21 protein-coding genes are annotated in these 22,578 nt (G+C 65.7%); 15 read left to right on the top strand and 6 right to left on the bottom strand.

Going from position 1 to position 22,578, the window contains the following annotated elements:
• The 5 genes from AC6I21_RS04110 to AC6I21_RS04130 all read left to right on the top strand — a co-directional run bounded on the left by AC6I21_RS04110 (position 1) and on the right by AC6I21_RS04130 (position 8,423).
• Positions 1–1,632, top strand: coding sequence for an ABC transporter ATP-binding protein (locus tag AC6I21_RS04110; RefSeq protein ID WP_497763125.1), 1,632 nt, complete (start codon positions 1–3; stop codon positions 1,630–1,632).
• 455 nt (positions 1,633–2,087) lie between these two features.
• The gene (locus AC6I21_RS04115) at positions 2,088–3,884 is read left to right on the top strand and encodes an ABC transporter family substrate-binding protein (protein WP_138925848.1); all 1,797 of its coding nucleotides are present in this window, start codon (positions 2,088–2,090) and stop codon (positions 3,882–3,884) included.
• 141 nt (positions 3,885–4,025) lie between these two features.
• A complete protein-coding gene (locus AC6I21_RS04120) occupies positions 4,026–5,543 on the top strand; it encodes an ABC transporter permease (protein ID WP_138925849.1) in 1,518 nt (505 codons plus the stop codon).
• Between the two features lie 106 nt (positions 5,544–5,649).
• Positions 5,650–6,738 (top strand): ABC transporter permease, encoded by a 1,089-nt coding sequence (locus AC6I21_RS04125; protein WP_138927164.1) that lies wholly within the window; start codon positions 5,650–5,652, stop codon positions 6,736–6,738.
• Positions 6,735–8,423 carry an ABC transporter ATP-binding protein gene (locus tag AC6I21_RS04130; protein ID WP_138925850.1) on the top strand — a complete coding sequence of 563 codons (1,689 nt, stop codon included), beginning with the start codon at positions 6,735–6,737 and terminating at the stop codon, positions 8,421–8,423. The genes AC6I21_RS04125 and AC6I21_RS04130 overlap by 4 nt, the downstream gene beginning before the upstream one ends.
• Positions 8,424–8,659: 236 nt before the next feature.
• Here the strand turns inward: AC6I21_RS04130 and AC6I21_RS04135 are convergent, their stop codons facing one another.
• On the bottom strand, positions 8,660–9,124 hold the full coding sequence (locus tag AC6I21_RS04135) for a GNAT family N-acetyltransferase (protein ID WP_138173364.1): 465 nt from the start codon (positions 9,122–9,124) through the stop codon (positions 8,660–8,662).
• A gap of 68 nt (positions 9,125–9,192) precedes the next feature.
• Entirely contained in the window at positions 9,193–9,810 is a 618-nt protein-coding gene (locus tag AC6I21_RS04140) for a TetR/AcrR family transcriptional regulator (protein WP_138925851.1), read from the bottom strand.
• Between the two features lie 208 nt (positions 9,811–10,018).
• Between AC6I21_RS04140 and AC6I21_RS04145 the strand changes: the two genes are divergently transcribed.
• Complete coding sequence (locus AC6I21_RS04145; RefSeq protein WP_138925852.1) at positions 10,019–11,173, top strand: acyl-CoA dehydrogenase family protein; 1,155 nt, start codon at positions 10,019–10,021, stop codon at positions 11,171–11,173.
• A gap of 13 nt (positions 11,174–11,186) precedes the next feature.
• A complete protein-coding gene (locus AC6I21_RS04150) occupies positions 11,187–11,678 on the top strand; it encodes a MaoC family dehydratase (RefSeq protein ID WP_138925853.1) in 492 nt (163 codons plus the stop codon).
• A gap of 79 nt (positions 11,679–11,757) precedes the next feature.
• Here AC6I21_RS04150 and AC6I21_RS04155 read toward each other — a convergent pair whose 3' ends face one another.
• Positions 11,758–12,279 carry a YybH family protein gene (locus AC6I21_RS04155; protein WP_138925854.1) on the bottom strand — a complete coding sequence of 174 codons (522 nt, stop codon included), beginning with the start codon at positions 12,277–12,279 and terminating at the stop codon, positions 11,758–11,760.
• A 193-nt stretch (positions 12,280–12,472) separates the two neighbouring features.
• Here AC6I21_RS04155 and dxr point away from each other — a divergent pair, with 193 nt between their 5' ends.
• The 5 genes from dxr (at position 12,473) to AC6I21_RS04180 (ending at position 17,624) form a co-directional block, all read left to right on the top strand.
• Positions 12,473–13,687, top strand: a complete 1,215-nt coding sequence (gene dxr, locus AC6I21_RS04160) for a 1-deoxy-D-xylulose-5-phosphate reductoisomerase (protein WP_138925855.1) — start codon at positions 12,473–12,475, stop codon at positions 13,685–13,687.
• Positions 13,684–15,024 (top strand): M50 family metallopeptidase, encoded by a 1,341-nt coding sequence (locus AC6I21_RS04165; protein ID WP_138925856.1) that lies wholly within the window; start codon positions 13,684–13,686, stop codon positions 15,022–15,024. Before dxr ends, AC6I21_RS04165 begins: the two co-directional genes overlap by 4 nt.
• A 24-nt stretch (positions 15,025–15,048) precedes the next feature.
• The gene (locus AC6I21_RS04170) at positions 15,049–15,351 is read left to right on the top strand and encodes a YciI family protein (protein WP_138173352.1); all 303 of its coding nucleotides are present in this window, start codon (positions 15,049–15,051) and stop codon (positions 15,349–15,351) included.
• Positions 15,352–15,617: 266 nt separating this feature from the next.
• On the top strand, positions 15,618–16,124 hold the full coding sequence (locus AC6I21_RS04175; RefSeq protein ID WP_246049761.1) for a hypothetical protein: 507 nt from the start codon (positions 15,618–15,620) through the stop codon (positions 16,122–16,124).
• 72 nt (positions 16,125–16,196) lie between these two features.
• A complete protein-coding gene (locus tag AC6I21_RS04180; protein WP_497763126.1) occupies positions 16,197–17,624 on the top strand; it encodes a phytoene desaturase family protein in 1,428 nt (475 codons plus the stop codon).
• 44 nt (positions 17,625–17,668) lie between these two features.
• Here the strand turns inward: AC6I21_RS04180 and AC6I21_RS04185 are convergent, their stop codons facing one another.
• Together AC6I21_RS04185 and AC6I21_RS04190 are read right to left on the bottom strand one after the other, a co-directional pair.
• Positions 17,669–18,490 carry a cytochrome c oxidase assembly protein gene (locus AC6I21_RS04185; protein WP_138925858.1) on the bottom strand — a complete coding sequence of 274 codons (822 nt, stop codon included), beginning with the start codon at positions 18,488–18,490 and terminating at the stop codon, positions 17,669–17,671.
• An 8-nt stretch (positions 18,491–18,498) separates the two neighbouring features.
• A complete protein-coding gene (locus tag AC6I21_RS04190) occupies positions 18,499–19,011 on the bottom strand; it encodes a DUF2243 domain-containing protein (protein WP_138925859.1) in 513 nt (170 codons plus the stop codon).
• Positions 19,012–19,348: 337 nt separating this feature from the next.
• Here AC6I21_RS04190 and AC6I21_RS04195 point away from each other — a divergent pair, with 337 nt between their 5' ends.
• Entirely contained in the window at positions 19,349–19,861 is a 513-nt protein-coding gene (locus AC6I21_RS04195) for a DUF421 domain-containing protein (RefSeq protein WP_138925860.1), read from the top strand.
• 57 nt (positions 19,862–19,918) lie between these two features.
• Here AC6I21_RS04195 and AC6I21_RS04200 read toward each other — a convergent pair whose 3' ends face one another.
• On the bottom strand, positions 19,919–20,290 hold the full coding sequence (locus AC6I21_RS04200; protein WP_138925861.1) for a DUF1622 domain-containing protein: 372 nt from the start codon (positions 20,288–20,290) through the stop codon (positions 19,919–19,921).
• 301 nt (positions 20,291–20,591) lie between these two features.
• On the opposite strand from AC6I21_RS04200, the gene AC6I21_RS04205 reads away from it, so the two are divergent.
• Together AC6I21_RS04205 and ispG are read left to right on the top strand one after the other, a co-directional pair.
• The gene (locus AC6I21_RS04205; RefSeq protein WP_138173342.1) at positions 20,592–21,146 is read left to right on the top strand and encodes an NAD(P)H-dependent oxidoreductase; all 555 of its coding nucleotides are present in this window, start codon (positions 20,592–20,594) and stop codon (positions 21,144–21,146) included.
• A 240-nt stretch (positions 21,147–21,386) separates the two neighbouring features.
• Positions 21,387–22,553 (top strand): flavodoxin-dependent (E)-4-hydroxy-3-methylbut-2-enyl-diphosphate synthase, encoded by a 1,167-nt coding sequence (gene ispG / locus AC6I21_RS04210; RefSeq protein ID WP_138925862.1) that lies wholly within the window; start codon positions 21,387–21,389, stop codon positions 22,551–22,553.
• Positions 22,554–22,578: the final 25 nt, after the last annotated feature.

The following is a 22,578-nucleotide window of genomic DNA, read 5'->3' on the forward strand; positions in this document are numbered from 1 at the left end:
ATGGCTGAGACCCAAACTCCGCAGCCGCTGCTGGAAATCAAGGACCTGGCCATCACCTTCTCCACCCCGGACGGGCCGGTGCACGCGGTACGCGATGCCAACCTGACCGTCATGCCGGGGGAGACCGTGGCAATCGTGGGCGAGTCCGGTTCGGGCAAGTCCACCACCGCGCTGTCGGCCATCGGCCTGCTGCCGGGCAACGGCAAGGTCTCCTCGGGGCAGATCCTCTTCGATGGGGAGGACATTGCCCAGGCCAGCGAGAAGCGCTTCGTGCAGCTGCGCGGCAACCAGATCGGCATGGTCCCGCAGGACCCGATGAGCAACCTGAACCCGGTGTGGAAGATCGGCTTCCAGGTGCGCGAGACGCTCAAGGCCAACGGCCTGGCCGGGAAGAACCCGAAGGAACGGGTCTCCCAGGTGCTGGCCGACGCCGGGCTGCCGGACCCGGAAACCCGTGCCGGGCAGTACCCGCACGAGTTCTCCGGCGGCATGCGCCAGCGTGCGCTGATCGCCATTGGCCTGGCCTGCCGTCCGCGGCTGCTGATCGCCGATGAACCGACCAGCGCGCTGGATGTGACCGTGCAGCAGCAGATCCTGGATCACCTGGACACCATGACCAGCGAACTGGGCACCGCGGTGCTGCTGATCACCCACGACCTGGGCCTGGCCGCCGAACGCGCCGAGAAGGTTGTGGTGATGTACAAGGGGCGGGTGGTTGAATCCGGCCCGGCCCTGGAGCTGCTGCGCAATCCGCAGCACCCGTACACCAAGCGCCTGATCGCCAAGGCCCCATCCCTGGCCAGCCAGCGGGTGGACCCCTCCGAGGGGGCGGGAGCCAAGGCGAAGGATGAGCTGCTGAAGATCACGGACCTGACCAAGGTCTTCGATATCCGCCGCGGTTTTGGGCGCAAGGACAAGTTCACCGCGGTGGACAAGGTCTCCTTCTCGATCCCACGCGGCACCACCACCGCAGTGGTGGGCGAATCCGGGTCGGGCAAGTCCACCATCGCCCAGATGGTGCTGAACCTGCTGGAGCCGACCAGCGGGGAGATCGAATTCGACGGTGAGAAGATGGGCAAGCTCAGCGAGAAGGAACTGTTCAAGTTCCGTCGCCGGGTCCAGCCCATCTTCCAGGACCCCTACGGGTCCCTGGACCCGATGTTCTCGATCTACCGCACCATCGAGGAACCGTTGCGCATCCACGGGATCGGCAACTCGGCCAGCCGGCAGAAGCGGGTGAAGGAACTGCTGGACCAGGTCTCGATGCCGTCCTCGACCATGCACCGCTTCCCGAATGAGCTCTCCGGCGGCCAGCGCCAGCGCATCGCCATCGCCCGCGCCCTGGCCCTGCAGCCGGAGATGATCGTGTGCGACGAGGCCGTCTCGGCCCTGGACGTGCTGGTCCAGGCCCAGGTGCTGGAGCTGCTCGATGAGCTGCAGCGCGAGTTGGGGCTGACCTACCTGTTCATTACCCACGACCTGGCGGTGGTGCGCCAGATTGCCGACCACGTGTGCGTCATGGAGCGCGGGCAGATCGTTGAACAGGGCACGGCCGATGACATCTTCAACGATGCCAAGACCGAGTACACCCGCAACCTGCTCGGCGCGATCCCGGGGGCGACCCTGATCTAGCCGCAGCCCTGGCCGCGGGCCCGCGGTGCGCGGGCTCCGTTACGAACAGGCGCCACCGATCCCATCTGGGATCGGTGGCGCCTGTTTTCGTCGTTCAAGACGCAAATTCAGGAAATGCTTCGGATTCTTACCTCCTGAAGCAGATGTTGCAAAAATGTTATAAAGCAATTCCTTGAGGTTGGGCGCATCCTAACGCGTTCCCATTGAATTTTCCCAATGTGAAAGAGTTCCTTGAGTTCTCGCGGATATGAGAGCCGCATCACGATACGGGCGGGTAACTATGGCGCATAACACTGCGTTACGAGAGCTGGCTCACGCAGAATCTGAAGCGCTCTTTTTATATCCAAGGACTCAAAAACCCGCTAGTCTATTGCTCAACGGAATCCATCGTGTGATGTATTCCACATGGAACCGAGGGTTCTTCACCGTTTGCTCGATCATCTCAAGGAGGCGAAATGCGCTTTCAACGCGTTTCGAAGGCCGTAGCGCTGGGCGCTGCATTGGCCTTTACCATGTCGGCCTGTGCACCGGGTGGATCCGATGCACCGCAGGAAAGCGGGTCGGCGACCCAGAACGGCGGAGGCGGCGGCGACGCCAGCACCACCGGCCTGGCCGACCTGGGTGACATCACCACCAAGGACGACACCATCACCGTCAGCGTGGGTGCACCGGAGTTCATTAGCTACAACGGCTTCACTCCGCAGACCTACTCGACCTACAACTCGGCCATCACCGACCGCCTGGTCTCGGGCTTCTCCTACTTCGGCACCGATGGAAAGATCTACGCCAACGAGGATCTGGGATCCTACGAGAAGGTCAGCGACGACCCGCTGACCATCGAGTACACCATCTCCGATGACGCCAAGTGGTCCGATGGCACCCCGATCACCACCGCGGACGCGGTGCTGGCCTGGGCCATCCAGAACCCGAACCTGAAGGACGGGGACAAGGCCCTGTTCGACTCGGTTTCCCAGGACCTGGGTGACACCGTCCCCAAGGGCCCTGAAGGTGAACCGGACAGCAAGAAGTTCACCGTGACCTTCAAGGCCCCGGATCCGGACTGGGAAATCCAGACCTGGATGGTCAGCCCTGCCCACGTGGTCGCCAAGCAGGGCGGCATGTCCACCGAGGAAATGGTGGAGGCCGTGCGCAACGGCGACGGCAAGGCGCTGAAGAAGGCCGCTGAGTTCTGGAACACCGGATGGAACACCGACCCGGGCAAGCTGCCCGACGAGGCGCTGATCCCGTCCTCCGGCCCCTACAAGCTGGACAGCTGGCAGGCCGGTGAGTCGGTGACCCTGGTGGCCAACGAGAACTACTACGGCACCCCGGCAGCGACCAAGAACATCACCTTCCGCTTCTCCGCCGACAACACCATGGTGCAGTCGCTGGAGAACCAGGACCTGAACGTCATTGCTCCGCAGCCCACCGTGGACACCCTGACCCAGCTGGAAGCCTTGGGGGATTCGGTAAACGTGTTGACGGGTGACACCTTGACCTGGGAGCACCTGGACTTCAACTTCCGTGATGGCAACGCGATGACCGATCCGGAACTGCGCAAGGCCTTCGCCATGTGCGTTCCGCGCCAGGAAATCGTGGACAACCTGATCAAGCCGCTGAACCCGGACGCCAAGGTGATGAACCTGCGCGAGGTCTTCCCCTTCCAGGAGAACTACCAGGAAGTGGTCGACGCAGCCTATGACGGCCGCTACGACGAGGTGGACGTTGACGGGGCCAAGAAGATCCTGGAGGACAACGACGCGGTGGGCACCAAGGTGCGCATCGGCTACTCCTCGCCGAACGAACGCCGCACCAACGAGGTGGCTGCGATCAAGTCCTCCTGTGACAAGGCGGGCTTCAAGGTCGAGGACGCCGGTGATCCGCAGTTCTTCGCCCCGGGCGGTACCCAGGAGCGTGGTGACTACGAGGTAGCACTGTTCGCCTGGGCCGGTTCCGGCCAGATCTCCTCGGGCCAGAACATCTACTCCACCGGCAAGCCGCAGAACTACGGCAAGTTCTCCAACAAGGAAGTTGACCAGGCATGGGAGACCCTGGCCGGATCGCTGGACCCGGCCGTGCACCTGGAGCAGACCAAGAAGATCGAAAAGCTGCTGTGGGATGAGCTGTACGGCATCCCGCTGTTCGCCCACCCGGGTCTGAACGCAGCCAGCTCCGACATCGACAACGTCCGCTTCACCGCCACCCAGAGCGGCATTGTTTGGAACGCCGAACAGTGGGTGCGAGCAGAGTAGCAGTCCCCGGACCGCTAGCTGACTCCAACCGCTGAACGCCTGTGGGGCCCGACCCATCGGTCGGGCCCCACAGCATGCCCGCGGCCAGCCCACCGGCTGCCCACAGCGTTCACGGTGCCGTAGAGAGTAGGTAAACACACCGTGCTGAAATACATCCTCAAGCGACTGGCCTCCGCCCTGGGCGTGCTGCTGGGCGCCTCACTGCTGCTGTACATCCTGGTCATCAATTCCGGTGACCCCCTGGGGGATCTTCGGGAGTCCAACGCCGACAACCGCGAATTTCTCATGCAGCAGCGCATCGAGTACATGGAGCTGGACCAACCCTGGTACGGCCGGTACCTGGGCTGGCTTGCCGGTGCCTCCCGCTGCCTGATCGGGCAATGTGACCTGGGCCGGAACATCAACGGCATCGAGGTCTCCGGACTGCTGTCCAACGCCGCCTCCTCGACCCTGCGGCTGGTGGTGCTGGCCACCATCATCGCGGCCATCGTCGGCATCGCCATCGGTGTGCTGACCGCGGTCCGCCAGTACTCGGGCCTGGACTACCTGGTCACCTTCCTGACCTTCCTCTTCTTCTCCCTGCCGGTCTTCTGGGCCGCGGTGCTGCTGAAGAACTACATGGCCATCGAATTCAACAACTGGATCGCCGCGCCCCACATCACGCTGGGCACCTCCATACTGATCGGCATCATCGCCGGTGTGATCCTGCAAATGCTGCTGGGCGGCTCGCTCAAGCGCCGGGGACTGACCCTGGTCATCACCGCCGTGTTCGTGCCGCTGATGCTGCAGTACTCCCTGTGGCTGAACTTCTACCGCTACCCGCAGATGGGGCCGGCGGTCATCGTGGTGCTCACCGGGCTGGTGGCGCTCAGCGCCACCGCCATGAGCGTGGGCCTGAAGGAACGCCGCGTCCTGTACCCGGCACTGATCACCACCGCACTGGTGCTGGTGATCTACTACGCCAGCTTCAACCTGCTGCTGGAACCCAACGTCTGGGTCCTGCTGCTGGGCCTGATCCTGGCCCTGGCCCTGCCGGCCGTCATTGGCCGGATGATGGGCGGGCGGCTGCGCAAGGCGGCGATGAGCGTCAGCATGCTGGTGGGCTTCACCGGTGCCGCACTGACCGTGATCGACCACCTGTTCCGCGCCTGGCCGGGATTCATGAAGATCAAGTCCCGCCCCATTTCCACGATCGGCTCCTCGACCCCGAACCTGGAGGGCGGGTTCTGGGACCACTTCCTGGACAACGGCACCCAGCTGCTGCTGCCCACCATCCTGCTGGCGATCATTTCCCTGGCCAGCTACTCGCGCTACACCCGCTCCTCCATGCTTGAGGTGCAGCAGCAGGATTACATCCGCACCGCGCGCTCCAAGGGCCTGGCCGAACGCACCGTGATCTTCCGTCACGCCTTCCGCAACGCGCTGATCCCGATCGCCACCATCGCGGCCTTCGACTTCGCCGGACTGATCGGCGGCGCGGTGATCACCGAGACGGTGTTCGGCTGGAAGGGCATGGGCGAAATGTTCACTACCGGGCTGCGCGCCGTGGACCCGAACCCGGTGATGGCCTTCTTCCTGGTCACCGGCACCGCCGCGATCCTGTTCAACCTGCTGGCCGACATCGTCTACGCGCTGCTTGACCCGCGCATTCGCGTATAGGACGGATCAGATGGCAAAGCATAGAAATTCAGGGTGGGACACCGAAGGACACACCATGAGCAACACCAATGACACCGAGCGTCAAGGCTCCCTGCCGCGCGAACCGATGCCGGATGACGTGACTACCGGCGAGCAGCTGCATGGCAGCGAGCCCATTGAGGATCCGCTGGAGCAAAACCTCACCTCGATCGCCGAGGTGGAGGACGCCAAGCTCTCCCGCAACGACGAGCTGTCCAAGAGCCAGGGACGCATTGTCCTGGAACGCTTCATGCGCCACCGTCCGGCCATGATCTCCTCGGCGGTGCTGATCCTCATCACCGTCGTGGCGTTCACCTCCATCGGCTACGGTCCGATTCCCGGCTGGTGGGGCCAGTCCTACCTGAATGCCGGAGATGTCGTCAACGGCGGCAAGCCGACGATGAGCCTGCTGCCCACCTGGCTGGGTGGCTCCGGCTTCCAGATCGGGGAGCACCCGTTCGGGCAGGATTCAATTGGCAAGGACTACTTCGCGCTGGTGATGAACGGGACCCAGAAGTCCATCATCATCGGCGTGGTGGTGGGCCTGGTCTCCACCTTCATCGGCTCGATCGTCGGCGCGATCGCCGGCTACTTCCGCGGGTGGGTCGATGAGGTGCTGATGCGCCTGACCGACCTGTTCATCGTGATCCCGCTGCTGGTGCTGGCCGCAGTGCTCGGCCAGATGGCCGGGGCCTCCTCCGGTTCGATCATCACCCTGGCCCTGGTGCTGGGCCTGGTGACCTGGACGGGCCTGGCCCGCCTGGTGCGCGGCGAGGTGCTCTCCCTGCGGGAACGCGAGTACGTCGCCGCCGCCCAGGCCATGGGCTCCAAAACCGGCCGGGTGGTCTTCAAGCACCTGCTGCCAAACACCATCGGGGTGATCGTGGTCAACGCGACCTTCGCGATTGCCGGGGCGATCCTGCTTGAGTCCTCGTTGTCCTTCCTGGGCTTCGGGGTCAAGGCACCCGAATCCTCGCTGGGCCTGTTGATCAGCCAATACCAGAACGCGTTCACCTCCCGCCCGTGGCTGTTCTGGTGGCCGGGCATGATCATCGTGGCCATCGCACTGAGCGTGAACTTCCTCGGTGACGGGCTGCGCGACGCGTTCGACCCGCGCCAGACCTTTAGGGCACGCCGCCGCCGACTGTCGCTGAAGATCCGGAAGGAACAGGCATGAGCACCGAGATGAGCGAAAACTACGCACTGAGCTTCAAGGACCTGAAGGTCACCTTCGAAACCGAGAGCCGTGACGTGCATGCGGTGAAGGGGCTGAGCCTTGAGGTGCGTCCCGGGGAAGTGGTGGCGCTGGTCGGCGAGTCCGGTTCGGGCAAGTCGGTCACCTCCACCGCGGCCATGGGGCTGCTGCCGGGCAACGCGAACGTGAGCGGAGCGGCCCGGGTGGGCAACGTCAACGTGGTGGGCCTGGACCAGGGGCGGATCCGCAAGATGCGCGCCACCGACATCGCCATGGTCTTCCAGGAGCCGATGACGGCCCTGAACCCGGTGCTCACCGTTGAGCGCCAGCTGACCGAGGCGCTGGAGCTGCACGGAATCGCCTACGGCAAGGAGGCGACCGCCCGGGCAGTGGAACTGCTGAGCATGGTGGGGATTCCGGATCCCGAACGCCGCATCCGCCAGTACCCGCACCAGTTCTCCGGCGGCCAGCGCCAGCGCATCGTCATCGCCATGGCGATTTCCTGCGACCCGAAGGTAATCATCGCCGACGAGCCGACCACGGCGCTGGATGTGACAGTGCAGGCCGAGATCCTGGACTTGCTGCGCGAACTGAAGGACCGGCTGAACACCGGCATCCTGCTGATCACCCACAACATGGGCGTGGTCGCGGACATGGCCGACCGGGTCGCGGTGATGTTCCAGGGAAACCTGGTGGAAACCGGGACCGTGGACCAGGTGCTGCTCAGCCCCCGCCACGAATACACGCAACGGCTGCTGGCCGCCGTGCCCAAGCTGCGCGAATTCTCGCTGAACGGCACCGGCGCGCACGCGACGGAAACCCACGCCAGCCAGGGCGCCCAACCCGGGCGGGAACTGGTGCTGGAGGCCAAGGACCTGGTCCTGGAGTACGACATGCGCGGCACCAAGTACCGGGCGGTGGAGGGGGTTTCCTTCGACATCGCCAAGGGTGAGGTGCTGGGCATCGTGGGGGAGTCCGGTTCGGGCAAATCCACGGTGGCCAAGGCGGTGCTCGGCCTGCTGCCGGTCGCCGAGGGCAGCCTGCTGGTGCAGGGCAACAACCTGCCCAAGCTCTCCCCGCGCCAGGCCCGGGAGGTGCGCAAGTCCATTGGGGTGATCTTCCAGGACCCGGCCGCCTCCCTGAACCCGCGGTTCCCGATCGGTGAGTGCATCACCGAGCCGATGGTGGTGCACAAGGTGGGGAACAAGGCCTCGCGGATCAAGCGCGCCCAGGAGCTGCTGGACGCGGTGAAGCTGCCGCGCAACGTGATCAACCGCTACCCGCACGAGCTCTCCGGCGGACAGCGCCAGCGCATCTGCATCGCCCGGGCGCTGACGCTCAGCCCGCAGCTGCTGATCGCGGACGAGCCGACCAGTGCGCTGGACGTCTCGGTACAGGCCGTGGTGCTGGAGATGCTGCAGGATCTGCAGCGCGACTTCAACTTCGCCTGCCTGTTCGTCAGCCACGACCTGGCGGTGGTGGACATGCTGGCCGATTCGGTGGTGGTCATGCAGAACGGCAAGGCGGTGGAGCAGGGCCGGGTCACCGATGTGCTGCACGCCCCGCAGCATGACTACACCCGCCGCCTGTTGGCCGCGGCCCCGGTGCCCGACCCGCACCAGCAGGCCGAACGCCGTGCAGCGTGGCGGATCCTGAACAAGTCATAGCCGCGCAGCCGTGAACCGAACTGCCTGCGGTGCCCGGTCCTGGGGGGACGGGTGCCGCAGGCTCTTTTTATGCCAACGACGGTAAAGGCCCCCGCGACGGCGAGGGCCGGTGCCCTCAGGCGTGCAATGGCCGTTCTGGGGTTAAACAGCACCGGGTGAAACAGGAGCCGCGATGGCGGCACGTCCTGTTTCACCCGGTGGTGGCCGGCGCGGCGTCGTTGGCGCGCGGCGGGCAGCTAGTCCAGCTGCATGACGTTTTCGGTGACCACTTCGGCGCGGGAGTTGGAAAAGACATCCTCGGTGCCCACCAGCTTGAAGCCCCGGCGTTCCAGGACCTTGATCGATCCCAGGTTGTCCTGCACCACGTGGGCGAGCAGCGGACGCTTGGTGTATTCGGCCAGGAAGGCATCCACGGCGCTGGTGGTGATGCCCTTGCCCCAGAACTTGCTGGAGGTCCAGAAGTTGATCTCCGGTGTCTTCTCATGTTCGAAGACCAGGATGGACCCGGCCACCTCGCCCTCGTGCTCGATGGTGCGCACAATGACCTTGGGGTCATTGAGGATGGAGGACCAGTGGTGGTTGAACACCGAGCGGTCCGAGGGGTTGCGCGCCTGATAGGCAGCCATCAGGTTGGCCTCCGGCTCCTGCTGGTGGGCGAAGAAGTCGTCGAGGTCGGAAGGGCGCACTTCACGTAGATGCACGAGAACAGCCTTTCGTCTTGAAACGGGGACCGCATCGGTCGATACGGCATCAAAATGGGTGGTCGGCACTAGCCTACCGGGGAAGTGAGGGCGGCGAGAGCCATCTGGGACAGCAGCGCCTTCAAACCGGACTTCTTGGTGCGCGGGTTGTGAACCGAATGTGACGTCGAGTTCAGCAGCCCGAAGACCGCATGGGCCCGGAAGCGATTGATTTGCGAGGTCGCGTTCGGGTGCAGCTTGCCCAGCTGGTCCGTCCACAACCCGATGTAGGAGTTCTGCAGCTTGCGAACCAGCTGCAGCTCATTCTTGGGCAGCGACTTCAGGTCGCGGTCCTGCACCTGGATGATGTCCGGGCGCGAGAGCGAGAAGTCGGTGTGGAAATCCACCAGTCGGCCCAGCACCTCCAGCGGCTCACCGCCGGAACCCACCGCCTTCTGCCCGCCGTCGAGGATGTCCTTGGACATGTCCACCATCAGCGCGATCAACACGGCCTGCTTGCCGGAGAAATGCCGGTACACCGCCGGACCGGAAATCCCGCAGGCCGCCCCCAGATCCTCCAGTGACACCCCGGCGTAGCCGTGCAGGGCAAAGAGCCGGGTGGCTTCGCGCAACAGGGACTCGCGCCGCTCGGCCTTGGCCCGCTCACGCTCGGTCGGCTCGCTCAGATGCGGGTAGCTCTTGGCCATGTGAACGCCCCCTTGCACTCGTGGTTCGGCTAACGCTAGACAAGTGTGAACTGCGCCACTAGTCTCGAATTAGTTAATCATTATTAACCTTACGTGCTGTGCCGGGGCGACTCAACGCATTACGCACCGGCACCGCCAAGTCCCTCGCCGTCCCCGGGACCCACCGGCACCCGGGTGCGGCGCGGCCAAGCTGTGGAGGAAGACTCGCATGTTGGAACACGAACTGGATGAGAGCTACCAGGACCTGGTGCAGGTAGTCCGCGAATTTGCCCGTGAGGTTGTTGCCCCGGTCAGCGCCCACCATGATGCCACCCACACCTTCCCGTATGAGGTTGTGGCGCAAATGGGGGAGCTGGGGCTGTTCGGGCTGCCCATCAGTGAGGACTACGGCGGCATGGGCGGGGACTACTTCGCCCTGGCCCTGGCGCTGGAGGAACTGGGGCGGGTGGACCAGTCGGTGGCCATCACCCTGGAAGCCGGGGTGTCCCTGGGCGCCATGCCGATCTACCGTTTTGGCTCCGAGGAGCAGAAGCAGCGCTGGCTGCCGGAACTGGCCGCCGGCACAAAGCTGGGCGGCTTTGGGCTGACCGAGCCGGGCGCCGGATCCGACGCCTCGGCCTCCAAGACCAAGGCCGTGCTGCAGGACGGGCAGTGGAAGATCAATGGGGCCAAGGAGTTCATCACCAACTCCGGCACCGACATCACCTCGCACGTGAGCATCACTGCGGTCACCGGCCAGGACGCGAAGACCGGCGCCAAGGAAATCTCCGCGCTGATCGTGCCCAGCGGCACCCCCGGCTTCACCGTGGAGCCGGCCTACGACAAGGTCGGCTGGCGGGCGAGCGACACCCACCCGCTGAGCTTCAACGACGCGGTGGTTCCCGAGGAGAACCTGCTCGGCGAGCGCGGACGCGGCTACGCCTATTTCCTGGAGATCCTGGATGAGGGGCGCATCGCGATCGCGGCCCTGGCCACCGGCGCCGCCCAGGGGTGTCTGGACGAGGCCGTCGAGTACGCCAAGACCCGCACCACCTTCGGCACGGCGATCGGCAAGAACCAGGCGATCTCCTTCACCATCGCGCGCATGGCCTCCCGGGTGCACTCGGCCCGCCTGGCCTATTATGCGGCGGCGGCGAAGATGCTGGCCGGACAGGACTTCAAGATCGAGGCGGCGCATGCGAAGCTGATCGCCTCCGAGGCGGCCATGGACAATGCGCGTGATGCCACCCAGGTCTTCGGCGGCTACGGCTTCATCAACGAGTCGCTGGTGGCCCGGCACTACCGGGATTCAAAGATCCTGGAAATCGGCGAGGGCACCACCGAGGTGCAGCTGATGCTGATCGCCCGCAGCCTGGGACTGTAGGGCAGGGGCGCAGATGAAGCGGATTGAGCAGCGCGGCCTGTATTTTGATGAGCTTCAGGAGGATGCGCTCTATGTGCATTCACCGGGACGGACCATGACCGAGACCGACAACGTCCTGTTCACGACCATGACCATGAACACCCAGGCGCTGCACCTGGATGAGGTGTTCGCCAGCGCCCAGCCGCTGGGCGGGCGGGTCATGAACTCGATGTTCACCCTGGCCACCATGGTGGGCCAGTCGGTGCCGCAGCTGACCCAGGGCACCATCGTGGGGCAGCTGGGACTGTCCGAGATCAACTTCCCGCACCCGCTCTACCCGGGGGACACGCTGTACACCGAGTCGAAAGTCATCAGCCTGCGCGAGAGCAAGTCGAAACCGGGGATGGGCATTGCCACGTTCGAGCACACGGGCAAGAACCAGGACGGCGTGGTGGTGGCCACCGCCCGGCGCACCTGCCTGATGTTCACCCGGCAAGGGCACAGCGCGGCCGGGTCGGGGCAGTAGCCCGCGGCTGCACGCAGGGTAAACCACGACGCTGCGCCGGCCCCGAACCCCAGGGTGGTTCGGGGCCGGCTACCCACGGCTAGCTCCCGCTCTTGGGGGAGAGGTTCTTATAGGACGCGGTGCGCAGGGTCCCGCCTTCGGCCACGTGGGTTTGCATCCCCGGGGCGCGGTCGGTGTTCTGGGCGCTGACCGCCCGCCAGATCTCACCGTCGCGTTCGGCCACGAAGCTGAAGATCCCGGTGCGGGCCCCGGCCTTCTGGCCGTGCTCGGTGTTCTGCCCGGTCACCTCCCACAGGGCGTGGACCACCGCATGGTCCTGGCCCAGGGGGCGCACGCGCACCTCGATCAGCGTCATGAAGCTGTCGGCGAAGATCCGTTCAAACCCGTAGGCGTGCCGGTCCATGATGGTTTCGCGGTCGTTCCACCACAGGCCCACGACGTTCACGAAGTCCGCGTCCTTGGCAAAGACGGCCCCCAGGGCCTGGGCGTCCTTCTTGTTCCAGCCTTCGGCGAAGAGCTCGGGAATCTGCTGCGGGGTGCTGGCGTTCTTCACCGCCACTGCCTCGTCCGCCTGGTTGCCGTTGTTCGCCTGGTTCTCCATGAGCTGCTGCCCTCCTGCTGACGTTGCTGGGATCCGTGGCCGTCCGCCAGCAGCATATCGGTGCGCGCCAGCGGGGCGGGGGACCTGAGCCCAGAGTAGTGCGGCGCCCGCGCCCCAGGCGAGCCATCCGGTTCAGAATCACACCCCGGCCAGCTCTTTGGGCGCTCACAGCGTTCACGTCCATAATTGTTGGGTGAGCACCGAATCTGTTTTTACCCCCGCCGGGCACCCGCGCCGCGTCACGCTGCTTGGATCCACCGGCTCCATCGGCAACCAGGGCCTGGACGTCATCGCCAAGGCCCCTGAACGCTTTTGCGTCGCCGCGCTCGCCGGAGGACGCAACCTCACCCTCCTGGCCCAGCAGGCCGTGGCCTTCCGCGCCGAACTGGTCGGGTGCGCGCTGCCCGACGTGGACGCCCTGGCCTCGGCGATCGCCCAGGCCGCCGAGGCCGCCGGGGCCAGCGGCTACCACCCGCAGCTGGTCGCCGGTGAGCAGGCGGCCACCACCGTGGCCGGGTATGAGCGTGCCGATGTGGTGCTCAACGGGATTACCGGGGCCATCGGGCTGAAGCCCACCCTGGCCGCACTTCAGGCCGGTCACCTGCTGGCGCTGGCCAACAAGGAATCCCTGATCATTGGCGGGCAGGTCGTCAAGGCCGCCGCCGCCCCCGGGCAGATCGCCCCGGTGGACTCCGAACACTCCGCCCTGGCCCAGGCCCTGCGTTCGGGCACCCCCGATGAGGTGGCCAAGCTGATCGTCACCGCGTCCGGGGGACCGTTCGTCGGCTACAGCCACGAACAGCTGCGCGAAGTCAGCCCCGAGCAGGCGCTGGCGCACCCGACCTGGGACATGGGCCGGGTGGTCACCACGAACTCGGCGACCATGGTCAACAAGGCGCTGGAGGTCATCGAGGCGCACCTGCTCTTTGACGTACCGCTGGAGCGGATCGAACCGGTTGTGCACCGCCAGTCGATCGTGCATTCCATGGTCCAGTTCATTGACGGTTCGGTGATCGCCCAGGCCTCCCCGCCGGACATGCGCCTGCCGATCGCGCTGGGCATGAACTGGCCGCACCGGGTTCCCGGGGCCGCGCAGGCCTGTGATTTCTCCACCGCCGCCAGCTGGACGTTCGAGCCGCTGGATGAGCAGGTGTTCTCCGCGGTGCGCCTGGCCAAGCAGGCCGCGCAGGCCTCGGCCACGCACATGGCCGTGTACAACGCGGTGAACGAGGAAGCGGTGGACGCCTTCCACGACGGGCGCATCCGCTTCACCGACATCGTGGACACCATCGAACGGGCCCTGGAGGCCTACCAGGCGCCGCAGCAGGCACCCAGCGCCGAGCTGGTGCTGGACACCGACCGCTGGGCGCGGTCCTTCGCCGGGAACTTCATCAAGGAGCTGGCATGAACACACTCATGTTCATTGGCGGGGTGCTGGTCATGGTGGTGGCGATCGCCGCCTCGATCGCCCTGCACGAGGTGGGGCACCTGCTGCCGGCCAAGAAGTTCGGGTTGCGGGTTCCGCAGTACATGATCGGCTTTGGCAAGACCCTGTTCTCCTTCGAGCGCGGGGAAACCGAGTATGGTCTCAAGGCGATCCCGCTGGGCGGCTACGTGTCCATGGTGGGCATGTACCCGCCGCGCGCCCAGGCCGTGGCGGGCAAGAAGCCAGGGCTGATGACCCGCGCGTTCGGGCAGCTGATCGATGATGCACGCTCCCAGGCCAACGAGCAGGTGGTGGACACCGACGCGGGCCGGATGTTCTACCAGCTGCCGATCCACAAGCGGATCATCATCATGCTCGGCGGTCCGCTGGTGAACCTGGTGATCGGCTTCGTGATGATCGCGATCGTGGTGATGGGCTTCGGGGTCTCCACCGCCACCACCACGGTGTCCGAGGTGTACCAGTGCATGGCCACCGCGCAGAACGCCGACGAGGCCCAGTGCGGTGCCAACGACCGGTCCGCCCCGGCCTACGCGGCCGGGCTGCGTCCGGGGGACACCATCACCTCGGTCAACGGCCAGCCGGTGGCCCACGATGAATGGTACGAGTTGACCGGGGTGATCCGCGAGCACCCGGGCCAGAGCATCGCCCTGGAGTATGAGCGGGACGGGACCAGCCACAGCACCACGCTGTCCCCCTACTTGACCGAGCGTCCGCAGCTGGATCCCAACGGCTACCCGGTGAGCGGGGATGACGGCAAGGTGCTCACCGAGCAGGTGGGGTTCGTGGGGATGAGCTCCAGTGTCCAGAACCTGCCCCAGCCGCTCAGCGCGGTGCCGGCAGTGGTGGGCAACCAGCTGAAGCAGATCGGCAACGTCATCCTGCACCTGCCCCAGCGCCTGGTGGATGTGGCGCAGGCGGCCTTTGGCACCGAGGAACGCGACCCGAACGGGCCGGTGTCCGTGGTCGGGGTGGGCCGGATCGCCGGGGAAATCAACGCCTCGGACCAGTTGGGGCTGCAGGACAAGGTCGCCTCACTGATCTCGCTGATTGGCGGGCTGAACCTGGCGTTGTTCGCCTTCAACCTGATCCCGCTGCTGCCCCTGGATGGCGGGCACGTGGCCGGGGCGCTGTTCGAAGGGCTCAAGCGCTTCTTCGCCCGGCTGCGCGGGCAGAAGGACGTGGCCCCGGTGGACACGCTGAAGCTGTTGCCGCTGACCTACGTGGTGGTGGTGGGCATGATGATCATGGGCGGGCTCTTAATATACGCGGACATCTTCAAACCCATCCAGATCTTCTAGGCGCCGTGCCGCTACGCTGAAACCATGAAAGTTTTTGCCGTTGAATACGTGTACGCCGAAGATTCCGAAGAACTGCGCAATGAGCACCGCCCGACCCACCGCGGGTACCTGTCCGAATTCCTTGAATCCGACGGTCCGGTGCAGCTGCTGGCCTCCGGGCCGTGCCCGATCACCGATGGGGCGCTGCTGATCATGCGCGCCGAGTCGGAAGAGGCGCTGCGCAAGGTGCTGGATGAGGATCCGTTCAACAAGACCGGCGCCCTGGACAAGACCGTGATCACCCAGTGGAATCCGGTTACCGGCCTGCTGAAGGAATACTCCTCGTAGGCCACAATCCTGCCTTTCCGGTGAACCGCTGGGTGCCTGGCGCACAGGTGCGGGAAATTCCCGGCCCATCAGCAATGGTGGGCCGGGAGTCCTGTTTTAACGCCCCCGCACCCCAGGGGGAACAGCCGATGCGGGTTAGGTGGGAAAACACCGTGAAATCCTCCCGGTGGTTGGCCGGGTCCGGGCTGCCCGGTAGCGTGCGGAGCACAGAAGGGCGCATCGGCACCACCGGTGCGCCCCGGACCGACCGCGGAGGACCACCGGCCATGGCCACTGACATGCGCATCGATCAGGACAAACTGCATCAGTACCTCAGCGAGCACCTCTTGGGCTCCCGCTCCGGGCTGGAACACTTCAAGGCAGCCGTCGAAACATGGCAGGGCACGGCCAATGAACAGCGTCTGATCTCCCTGGAGAATCAGGTGCACGCCGACCAGGAGGACCTGAAGCGGATCATTGCCCAGCTGGGTTTCGAAGAGCACAAGGCCTTGAAACTCTTTGCCCCTCTCGCCTGGATCGTGGGGCGCTTTAACCCGTTCAACCCCTCCCGCATGCGACGGCTCTCGCTGGCTCAGGTGCAGCTGGATGTGCTGACCGGCCTGCTGAACGCCAAGCTGCGCATGTGGCGAACCCTGGAGCTAATGGTCCCCGAGGAGCCGCGGCTGGATCCGGAACTGCTGGCGGACCTGGCCCGGCGGGCCGAGGACCAGATCAGTCAACTGTGCGATATCAGCAATGACTCCTGGAAGGACCGCTTCATCGACAAGGGCTAGGAGCACAGCCGAGCAGGAAGCCGACCGTCCCGGTCAGGGGCGGTAAAGAACAGGAGCAGGGGAGAACGAGCAATGGTGTTGCGTGCGAACGTGGTGGGTTCTGGACCCAATGGCCTGACCGCTGCGGCGGTGCTGGCCGAGCACGGGGTGCAGGTGCAGCTTTTCGAGCGCAACGCCGTGGTTGGCGGTGCCGCCGCCTCGGGCCACACCCTGGGTGATGATGTCACCGTCGACCTGGGCGCGGCGGCGCACCCCTTCGCCTACGGCAGCCCGGCATTCGCGCATCTGGGACTGACCGAGGCGGGGCTGGAGTGGGCGTTCCACGACTACCCGCTGGCCCACCCGCTGGACGGGGCCGACTCGGTGCTCCTGCACCGGGGCATGGAGGCCACGGTGCAGCAGTTCCCCCAGGATGCGCGGGCCTGGCGGGTACTGCATTCCCCGTTCGTGCGCCGCCCTGCCGAGATCCTGCGCAACGCCACCAGCCCGCTGACCCGCATCCCGCCACACCCGGTGCTGATGGCCGGATTCGGGATGCGTGCACTGGTGCCCACCGCGCTGCTCGGCCCGGCACTGTTCCGCAGCCGCCAGGCCCGGGCCCTGTTCGCCGGGGCCAGCGCCCACTCCATGCTGCCCATGGAGCACCCCTTCACCTCCGGGTTCGGAGTCCTGTTCGGTGCGCTGGGCCAGACCTGGGGCTGGCCGGTGGCACGCGGCGGCACCGGATCCATTGCCGCGGCGCTGGAACGGGTCGTCCGCCAGCGCGGGGTGCAGATCCACACCCAAGTACCCATCCAGGACCTGGATGAGCTGCCTCCGGCCGAACTAAACCTGCTGGACATCACCCCGCGCCAGGTCCTGCAGCTGGCCGGGGACCGGCTCTCGGCCCGATACCGCACCCAGCTGGGGCGCTGGCGCTACGGCACCGCCGCCCACAAGGTCGATTACCTGCTGGACGGCCCGGTACCGTGGCGGGATCCACGCACCGCCAATGCCGGCACCGTGCACGTGGTGGGCAATGCCGAGGAACTGGTCGCGGCCGAACGCGAGGTCGCCCGGGGTCGGCTGCCCGAGCGCCCGTTTGTCATGGTGGTCCAGCCGTCCTCCGCCGACGCCTCGCGGGCCCCGGCCGGAAAGCACGTGGTGTGGGCCTATGCCCACGTGCCGCAGGGCTACCAGGGCCCGGCCGGGGAGAAGATTGATGAGCAGATTGAACGCTTCGCCCCCGGCTTCCGGGATCGCGTCCTGCGCCGGGTGGAAACGGACCCGACCGCACTGGAGGCCTGGAACCCGAACCTGGTGGGCGGGGACATCGGCGGCGGTGCACTGAACAGGCTGCAGCAGTTCCTGCGGCCCACCGCGTCCCTGACCCCGTACCGGCTTGGGGTGCCCGGGCTGTACCTGTGCTCCTCCTCCACCCCACCGGGCGGGGGAGTGCACGGCATGGCCGGATGGCATGCGGCGCGTCAGGCGCTGAAGGATTCCGGGATCCGGGTCTGAAGCGGCAGGCCTGATCGGGACAGGAGACAGGGGCAGAGGGGCCTTCAGACCGTGTCCGCGGCCGGCCGGCCCCCGGGCCTGGGACGGGTCGCGGCGTACCAGCCGATAAACAGCAGCACGATCAGGCCAACGTCCACCGCATCCCCGCCGTAGTACATCAGCTGGGCCCCAGCCCGCCCATCCGCGGCCTCCACTCCGACGGGCGGATGCGCGTACAACCACTTCGCCAGAATTGCATGGGCCGCGATGAAGCTGACCAGCACCGTGGCCCGCATCCGGAACGAGGCCCGGTGCGGATCCGGATCTCCGCCAACCACGGAGGCGGTGAACACGTACCCGGCCAGGAAGATGTGCACGTGAACCACCGCATGGAGCAGCACCGAGGAATGCATGAGGTGATACAGGTCCGTGGTGTAGAGAAGCCACAGCCCGCCGGCGTTCAGGATGCCGGCAACGAACGGATGGGTGAGCACCCGAATCGGGGCCGAGCGCAGCAGCCGGGTCACTGCCCGCGCCTGCCTCACCGGCAGGGCGCGCAGGGCCAGCGTGATCGGGCGGGCCAGCACCAGCAGCAGCGGGGCGAGCATGCCCAGCAGCAGGTGCCCGAACATGTGGGCGGTAAAACTGGTGTGGGCGGCCGTCGCCACCGGTCCAGCCAGCCCGGCCGCGGCACACAATAGCCCCGCATACCAGGCGAGCGTGCGGGGCGCCGGCCAGCGGCCGCGGTTCCGGGAGGTGATCAGCCCCGCCGCGTAACCGAACGCAGCTGCCGCCAACAGCAACACGGCCACAACCTCAAACACCTGCCAGCCCAGGGGCTGGTGGCCATGGGCTGCCAACAGGGCGGCATGGTGGGTATGTCCCATGAAACCGCCTACGTGTCCGTGCGGTGCGGCCGGGCGCGCCACAGGATCAGCAGCCCAACCAGCAGCAGCACCATGGCCGACCCAATCCAGATCGCGTCGTAGGGCAGCAGATCCACGTCGTAGCGGATCTGATGGATTCGCAGGATCTTGTGGTCCACAATCCCGTCAAAGAGCTGGAAGAAGCCCACCCCGGCGATCAACGCACCGCTCCAGCGTTTCCAATTCACTTCGCCCCGGCGCCGCACATCGGCCAGCAGGAACAACCCCCAGATGGTGATGAACCAGCCAAAGGCATGGAAGAACCCGTCGGCGGTCAACGCGACCTCGGTGGTGGACAGGTCATAGAAGTGATGCCACTGCAGCCCGAGGTGAAAGATGAACAGGTCGATCATCGAGGCGGCGATGCCGCAACCGAAGAGGAACCCGGAAAGGATGGTGCGCCGGGCGGGGTTGATGCCACCCCGGCCCTTCCCAGAGCGTGCCGGCGCACCCCGGCGGTCATTTGCCTCAGCACTGGACATCAGAAAACCTCCGCTTTGGTGTCAGACCATGCCATTGTGTCCCCCACGGGAACCTGCCCACCCTCGAATCTGCGTGCCGCCTGCCTAGAGCTGTCGCGCCGACTGGCAACCGATGGCGCACCCCTTTCCATTTCCCACCGCTGCTGTTACGTCCCGGCCGCAGCCACTTTGCTCCAGGACGGCTCCGTGCACCGCGGCATCCAAGACCCTAAGAATCCTCGCGCCGGCAACCGGAAACCGCAATGGGGCCGCACTGTTTCCTCGGGGACCTTCAGGCAACGTTCCGTACCCTCCTCGGAGGCGGGCAGGTCCTCAGCGGACATGGCATGAATGGACCATGGACTGGAATTCACTTTTGGCCCCGACCCTGCCCTTGCTGGAGGTGGTGGTGCGCGGAACCATCATCTTCCTTGCCTTGCTCATCCTGATGCGTTTGGTCGGTCAGCGGGAATCCGGGGGCCTGGGCATCACCGACGTGCTCTTGGTGGTGCTGGTGGCCCAGGCGGCAGCCCCGGGACTGAACGGCGAGGGGGAGTCGATTGGGGACGGACTGATCCTGATCGTCACGATGCTGGTGTGGAGCGTCATTGTTGATGCGCTGGCTTATCGTTTCCCCTTCGTCGCTCGACTGCTCAAGGCCAAGCCGAAGCTGCTGATCAAGAACGGCAGGCTAAACCGGAAGGTCATGCTCCGAGAATTCATGACCCGGGCGGAAGTGGAATCACAACTGCGTCTGCACGGGATTGAAGAAGTTGGGCAGGTTGAACGGGCCTATGTGGAACCCAACGGGATGATCAGCATCGTCCGCCGTGACGGAGCGGAAAGCGAACCCTCCGACCCGCCCTTCTGATCAAGACTCCTGCCGTCCACTGATCCCCGTCGCGGACTGGATGCGGCGCTTCACGCCTCAGGCGGCGTCCGGTTCGGCTTCTGCGCCTCCTGGCCGCTTCTGCCAGGGCCAACGCCCGGTAATCTCCAATTCCAGCGACCAGCTGAGGAAGGTTCGGATCAGCACAATCGCGGCGAGCACCGCAACGCTTTCCATGGACGGGGTGACCGCCACGGTGCGAATGATGTCGGCCGCCACCAGCAGTTCAAGGCCCAGCAGGATGGAGCGCCCCAGAAACTGGCGGAACTTTCGGTAGACCTCGCCCTCGCGGCGTAGCAACCGGGTGGCGGCGAAGAGCGCGGCCAGCAGCGTGCCGATAATAACGGCGGCAACGCCGACGGCATCCACGGCCCGCCCCGCGGAATCGATGAAGTGTTGAAAGCTGTCCATGTTTTCCTCCTGGTGTCGGATCGGTTCTTGTCCCTTACCGTAGGACTCCGGCAATGCCGGCGAAATGGGTTCAAAGGTTCTCCGAAGTTGGGAGCAGAGTGGTCCCCAGGGGCAGGAGCACGGAACGCTCAGTCCCCTGGCAATCCACCCGCAAGCCGGCGCGGGGCGGAAACCAGAACGCTGGCCGTGTCCAGCGTCACAGCCCTCAAACGGAATGCAGTACGGAAGGGTACTGTTTAGGTAGTTGAAGCGTCATCAGTATGACGCGGTGTTCTAGCTTCACTATCTAAGGAGACGCCCTATGGCGACCAAGGTCCTGACCCTTGTCGGTTCCCTGCGCAATGGATCCACCAACCGCCAGCTGGCCGAGGCCACTGTCGAAAACGCCCCGGAAGGCGTGGAAGTCAGCGTGTATTCCGGCCTGGAGAACCTGCCGTTCTACAACGAGGACAAGGACGTCGAGGGCCAGGTTCCCGCCGCCGCCGCGGCCCTGCGTGCCGCAGTGGCCGAGGCCGACGCCCTGCTGGTGGTTTCCCCGGAGTACAACGGAACCATGCCGGCCGTGCTGAAGAACGCCATTGACTGGCTCTCACGCCCCTTCGGCGCCTCGGCGGCCACCGGCCTGCCGACCGCAGTCATCGGCACCGCCTTCGGGCAGTACGGTGGCGTGTGGGCCCAGGATGAGGCCCGCAAGGCCCTGGGAATCGCCGGCGCCAAGGTGATCGAGGACATCAAGATCGCCATCCCGAACTCCGTCGTCCGCTTCGCCGAGACCCACCCGAAGGACGACGCCGAGGTGGCCGAGCAGGTCTCGGGCATGCTCAGCGACATCCGCCGCATCGCCGAAGCCAACTAGTTTCCCTCCAGGCCGTTTCCCGGCCCGCGGGCCCGACCTACCCTTTCGGGCCCACCCCCTGCGTCCCCCGCCAATACGTTGAAGGCGGGGGACGCGTTCGTACCCGGGCGGCTATCCCGGGCCCCGGGCCGATGCGTGCACCGGTGCCCGGGTGGTTTAGCTCGCATCCGTACCCCTTCGGGCGCAGACAGTGACATACTTGGACTTGAGAACTACCTACAGATCCTTCGGAGGCCTCCATTGACTTCGGTCAAACTCGGCATGCCGGCTGCACCCCCGCCGGTCATCGCCCCCCGTCGCAAGACCCGTCAGTTTAAAGTCGGCAGCGTGGGCATCGGGTCGGACTCGCCAATCAGCGTCCAGACGATGACCACCACCAAGACGCATGACATCAATGCGACCCTGCAGCAGATCGCGGAGCTCACGGCTGCCGGCTGCGACATTGTCCGGGTGGCCTGCCCCACCGACAAGGACGCCGAGGCGCTGAAGATCATCGCGATGAAGTCGCAGATCCCGGTCATCGCGGACATCCACTTCCAGCCCAAGTACGTTTTTGCCGCCATCGAGGCCGGCTGCGGTGCGGTGCGCGTGAACCCGGGCAACATCCGCAAGTTCGATGACCAGGTCAAGGAAATCGCCCAGGCCGCCAAGGACCACGGCACCTCGATCCGCATCGGCGTCAACGGCGGATCCCTGCACCCCAAGCTGCTGAAGAAGTACGGCAAGGCAACCCCGGAGGCGCTGGTTGAGTCGGCGATCTGGGAAGCCTCCCTGTTTGAGGAACACGGTTTCCACGACTTCAAGATCTCGGTCAAGCACAGCGACCCGGTGATCATGGTGCGCGCCTACCAGCTGCTGGCGGAATCCGGGGACTGGCCGCTGCACCTGGGCGTCACCGAGGCCGGCCCGGCATTCCAGGGCACCATCAAGTCCGCGACCGCCTTCGGCGCCCTGCTCTCGCAGGGGATCGGCGACACCATCCGCGTCTCGCTCTCCGCCCCGCCGGTGGAAGAGGTCAAGGTTGGCAACCAGATCCTGGAATCGCTGAACCTGCGCCCGCGCAAGCTGGACATCGTCTCCTGCCCGTCCTGCGGACGCGCCCAGGTGGATGTCTACGCGCTGGCCGACAAGGTCACCGCCGGGCTGGAAGGCATGGAGGCGCCGCTGCGCGTGGCCGTCATGGGCTGCGTCGTCAACGGGCCGGGCGAGGCCCGCGACGCCGACCTCGGGGTGGCCTCCGGCAACGGCAAGGGCCAGATCTTCGTCAAGGGCGAGGTCATCAAGACCGTGCCCGAGGATGAGATCGTGGAGACCCTGATCGAAGAGGCGCAGCGAATTGCCAGTGAGATGGGCGTGAACGATGGCGAAAATCCTGCCGCGGGTTCTCCCGTGGTTACCGTCAGCTAAGGACGAAGCCGACCAGGTAACGCGC

The sequence above is a fragment of the Glutamicibacter sp. St.4D3 genome (assembly GCF_059728615.1).